The sequence below is a fragment of the Chloroflexota bacterium genome (assembly GCA_016219275.1).
In the GTDB taxonomy this organism is placed as follows: Bacteria; Chloroflexota; Anaerolineae; order UBA4142; family UBA4142; genus JACRBM01.
Window position 1 is genome coordinate 1 of record JACRBM010000025.1, and the last position, 4,545, is coordinate 4,545.

The 4,545-nt window shown below is 53.7% G+C and carries 6 protein-coding genes; 4 read left to right on the forward strand and 2 right to left on the reverse strand.

What is annotated here, in order from left to right:
* The first annotated feature begins 236 nt into the window (after positions 1 to 236).
* From HY868_05200 to HY868_05215, 4 genes are all read left to right on the forward strand, one after another.
* Entirely contained in the window at positions 237 to 698 is a 462-nt protein-coding gene (locus HY868_05200) for a DUF4405 domain-containing protein (GenBank protein ID MBI5301513.1), read from the forward strand.
* Positions 699 to 717: 19 nt separating this feature from the next.
* Entirely contained in the window at positions 718 to 1,104 is a 387-nt protein-coding gene (locus tag HY868_05205; GenBank protein MBI5301514.1) for a hypothetical protein, read from the forward strand.
* 182 nt (positions 1,105 to 1,286) lie between these two features.
* The gene (locus tag HY868_05210) at positions 1,287 to 2,297 is read left to right on the forward strand and encodes a sulfotransferase (GenBank protein MBI5301515.1); all 1,011 of its coding nucleotides are present in this window, start codon (positions 1,287 to 1,289) and stop codon (positions 2,295 to 2,297) included.
* 49 nt (positions 2,298 to 2,346) lie between these two features.
* A complete protein-coding gene (locus HY868_05215) occupies positions 2,347 to 3,426 on the forward strand; it encodes a hypothetical protein (GenBank protein ID MBI5301516.1) in 1,080 nt (359 codons plus the stop codon).
* A 464-nt stretch (positions 3,427 to 3,890) separates the two neighbouring features.
* Here HY868_05215 and HY868_05220 read toward each other — a convergent pair whose 3' ends face one another.
* Together HY868_05220 and HY868_05225 are read right to left on the reverse strand one after the other, a co-directional pair.
* Positions 3,891 to 4,094 (reverse strand): hypothetical protein, encoded by a 204-nt coding sequence (locus HY868_05220; GenBank protein ID MBI5301517.1) that lies wholly within the window; start codon positions 4,092 to 4,094, stop codon positions 3,891 to 3,893.
* 99 nt (positions 4,095 to 4,193) lie between these two features.
* Entirely contained in the window at positions 4,194 to 4,337 is a 144-nt protein-coding gene (locus HY868_05225; GenBank protein ID MBI5301518.1) for a hypothetical protein, read from the reverse strand.
* Between the last annotated feature and the right edge of the window lie 208 nt (positions 4,338 to 4,545).

Sequence of the window (4,545 nt, forward strand, 5' to 3'; positions counted from 1 at the left end):
CTCGGACAAGCCGAAACCAAACAAATTATTGGACGCGGATGAACGCGGATGAACGCGGATATTTTTCTTATCCGCGAAAATCCGCGTGAATCCGCGTCCCAAAATTCTTTGCTTTTTGTACAACGATTTCATTGGATAGGTCCTAAACATCTTTTCAGCAATTCTTTACTGTCGCTTTGGAATTTTCTCATCCACCGATGTTACAGTCGAGGCACAAGACAATTGACGGAGGAAAAATGAAAACGAACTTGCTGGTGGATCTATCCATTTTTGCCGCGTTCCTGGTCGCGTTCGAGCCGAAATTTACCGGCGTGCCGATACACGAATGGCTGAGTCTCGCGTTGGCGGGTGCGCTTGTCACGCATCTGGTGTTGCACTGGAGATGGATCGTGAGTGTGACGACGCGTTTTTGGCATCAGCTCATTCACTCGTCGCGGCTCAACTATGCGGTAGACAGTTTGGCATTTCTCGCGTTCACCGCGATGCTGTTTAGCGGAATCATGATTTCGAAAAGCATTCTGCCTTTCTTGGGCATCGCCGGGTCGCACGACGTGTTTTGGCGCTGGCTTCACAAAACGTCCGCCGACGCCTCGTTGATGTTGATGGCGCTGCACTTTGCTCTGCACTGGAAGTGGACGAGCACGACGCTTACGCGCTTGGTGCTCGCGCCGGTGCGCGTGCGCCTGACGCGCCGATAGAATCGAAACGGAGGAAACTATGTTACGCATCTTGGGTCGAACACTTGCCGTTCTCTTGCTGGCAGGAATTATCGCCGGTGGACTATACCTGCTCAATGCTAGCGGCGCGGGCAACGCGCTGATTGGGAGCGACGGAATGCGCCCCGAAGGCGGCGCGCCGCCCAGCACGATAAGCACAGACGCAACCGGTACCGCGTCGTCAAACGGCGCGATTGCATCGCGACCCTCGCCGCCAACTCGCGGCGAAGGCGAGATGCCTGGGTCGCCTGATGCGATGGATTGGTCACGTGGCGTCGCCAGCGTCGCGCGCAATCTCGGCATCGTCGCGCTCTTCACCGTCGTCGTGGTTGCGCTGCAACAGTCACTCGCGTGGCGCGCGCGGCGCAAACGCTCTCCGCTCGCGTGAATCACACCCGGACCGGGCAGGGGTTCATGCAAACCCCTGTCCGGTTTTGCATCATTGAATCTTGACAGTGCCGCGCCGAGAAAAATCATATATTCTCTTAGCATTTTCTCAGTATTGGCTTGGGGTATTCTTATCTTGTGGGGCTAGAGTACACGCGGTTAATCCATCTTGCGGAGAGAAAATTGGGGTCGCGCAAAAAGCCGATTCTGGTGACCGGGTCGCATCGGTCAGGTACAACATGGGTCGGAAAGATGATCGCCGCCGCTCCATCGGTTGGGTATATCCCAGAACCGTTTGGTCTGTACCGCCGCCCGGGATTGTGCGGAGCGCCATTTGAATATTGGTTCACCTACATTTGCAAAGAGAACGAGGCGGATTTCTACCCGGCAATCCAACAAACCCTCACGTTCCATTTTAATTCGCGTCGCCAATGGCACACAGTTAGATCGGCTAGAGCGGTTGCTGGAACCAGCAAGGTATTTCTCGATTTTCTGCGCTATCGTCTCGCTGGTGCGCGACCGCTACTCAAGGATCCGATCGCGATTTTTTCGACTCCTTGGTTGGCGGATAGATTCGATATGAATGTCGTCGTGCTGATTAGACATCCTGCCGCATTTGCGAGCAGTTTGAAATTACTCAACTGGCAAATTCCTTTTAAGCATTTACTCGCGCAACCGGCATTGATGCGTGATGCCTTGTATCCTTTTGAAAGCGAGATCACCAAATTCGCGCGGTCGGAACAAGATTTGATTGACCAAGCCGCGTTGTTTTGGAAGTTGGTTTACCGCACCGTTTTGCAGTATCGTGAGCAACACCCGGATTGGATATTCGTGCGGCATGAGGATTTGTCGCGGAATCCGCTGGTCGGTTTTCGCGCGCTGCTCGAGCGGCTTGAGCTAAATTGGACGCCTGACATTGAAGCAACGATCAGCAAATATAGTTTGTCGCGGGATACGCGTGATCGTAGTCGTGATAGTCCGTTTGTTTTGCAACGAAATAGCCGCGCCAATCTAGCGCACTGGAAAACACGACTCACCGAACGCGAGATCGCGCGCGTAAAAGCGTTGGTACAGGATGTTTCATCTCATTTCTACACGGAAGAAGAATGGGAACCAGAGTCGCTTGACGCCATCGTTCCGACGAATGGCACAAGAAAATCTCCATCGGCTCATTTGGCTGAGTTGCATTCATAACGCGCTCCCGCAGCTTCCTCGCCGCCCTGCTCCTATTGGTTGGCTACTGGTGTTGGTCATCGGGTTGACCGCGTGCGGCGCTGACCCAGGTCTCGCGCAAATCGCGCCGACCGTTGAATCGGCGGCGATTGAAGAACCAACACTCACGCCGGAACCGACTTTGATTTTCACGCCGACTCCCGCACGCGTTTCCCCAACGCCGGTCGCGTCACCGTCGAGTACGCCAACGCGCGCGCCCACCGCGACGCGTACTCACACGCCCGTGCCCACACGCACCCGAACGCCCACAGCGTACCCCGTTCCGACCGGCAACATCACGCGGATTGACACGCGCTTTCGGAGCGCCACGTTGCAACAAGACCGCCGCATTCTGATTTACCTACCGCCGGGTTACAACGCGCAATCGCAACGACGCTACCCGGTTTTGTACATGCTCCACGGTTGGGGCGGATTCAATCTGACGAACTCGACTGAATGGGAACAGTGGGGTTTGAAAGATCGCGCGGAAGAATTGATGCTCAGTGGAAAAATCCAACCGCTGATTATCGTTCAACCGGACGGCTTTATGCCGGACAGTTCCAACTCGCTTTTCTTCAATCACGGACCGGGCACGGACGGCAAACCCTGGGGTGATTACATCTGGCGCGATGTCGTCAACTATGTGGATGCGAATTATCGCACACTCGCGCGCCGCGAGAGCCGCGCGATTGGGGGATTTTCGTTTGGCGGGCAAGGCGCGCTGTCGTTGTCGCTAACACATCCCGAAGTGTTCCAAGTCGTCGGCGCGCACAGCCCATCGTTCCGCGGCGCGGATGGTTCAATCCCGTTCATCAACGATTGGAATTGGTTCAATCGCTTTGATCCGATTTGGCTCGCGCAAAATACGAACACGGCGCGGCAACTGACGATCTGGATGGATGTCGCGTTAGACGATGACAAGGTACGCCGCTGCGGTGCGGGATCGAATCGGTGTGTGGAGGCGTTTCACGCGTTGCTCATCGCGAAAGGCGTTCCGCACGAGTGGCACGATCAGTGGCAAGGCACGCACGAGGGATACACGTACTGGGCGTTTCACATCGCGGATTATTTGCAATGGTACTCCGTCAAGTTATACTTCACACGGTCATAAGGCACGCTTTTTCAAATGCTTGAAAACGCAGAGTGACCAACGGGGGTTTAGCACGGACTTGGGCTTGGTGTGGGTTACACTCAAGCGGCGTCCAATCGCCGCGTTGAAAGTTGCAAGTCCACAGAGTACTTGGAATACAAACACTGTTTCTTGACAAATCACGTGAATTATTTTGCTCTGCTTTTGTCATCCCCGTTCTTGTTCTTCGCGTCCTCGCCTGTTTTATCGGAAGACTTGTCTTTTGGCGGATGATCAATCACGTACCGTGCATCGTTGACCAATAGATCGTGTGCGCGTGAGTTGACGGCTTTGCCATTCAGCGCATCGAGTTCGCGGATATAGGCATTAAGTAGATTCTTGGCAATCTCGAAACGTTGTTGCTTGATGGCAATCTCGGCTAGATCTAATTGCGCTGGCTCTGAAACTTGCGTGGGAAGTGCGAGCGATACGTATTAGGAATTGTTTTACCGCTGAGACGCGGAGAGCGCAGAGGAAAGGGGAATCTCTACGCTCGGGGTGATGGTGAAGATGTTGCCGCTGATGGCAGAGTGCCACGTTTCGCGGATGAGCCAGTTCGTACCATCCTCGTAGGTATAGTCGCTGTAGCCGAGTGAAGTGTAACGGCGGGTGATGCGTCCAAGCGAGTCGTAGTCGAACGTTGTCGTCACACGCTACTCGCGGTGAACATTATCGTGTTTTTCGCGATTATGCAACAAAAGAGCCGATCAAACTTGGATCGGCTCTTCAATTTGAATAGTGCGGCTCAGTTACGGCTTGGGTGAATTGATAATGTGAACTACGCCTTCTGTGTCACCCCATGCCAGCAAGCAACCATCGGGGCTGAAGGCAATGGCAGTCGTTTGTGAACCTGGTTTGTCTAGCACGACATTCAAATTGGGTACGCTAAGCACCTTTAATCCTTGCGAATGTCCAACTGCGATAAGCGACCCGGATGGATTGTATTCCAATATACCATTTAAGGCAGTACCGCAAAACTCACTTTTTGACTAAACAGGGTTCTCATGCACACTGTCTCTATCCTACCAAAGAAAGAGCAGCGCATGAGAACCCCAAAGACATTATACCATACGACGCCGACGATATATCCCTGTGAATTGA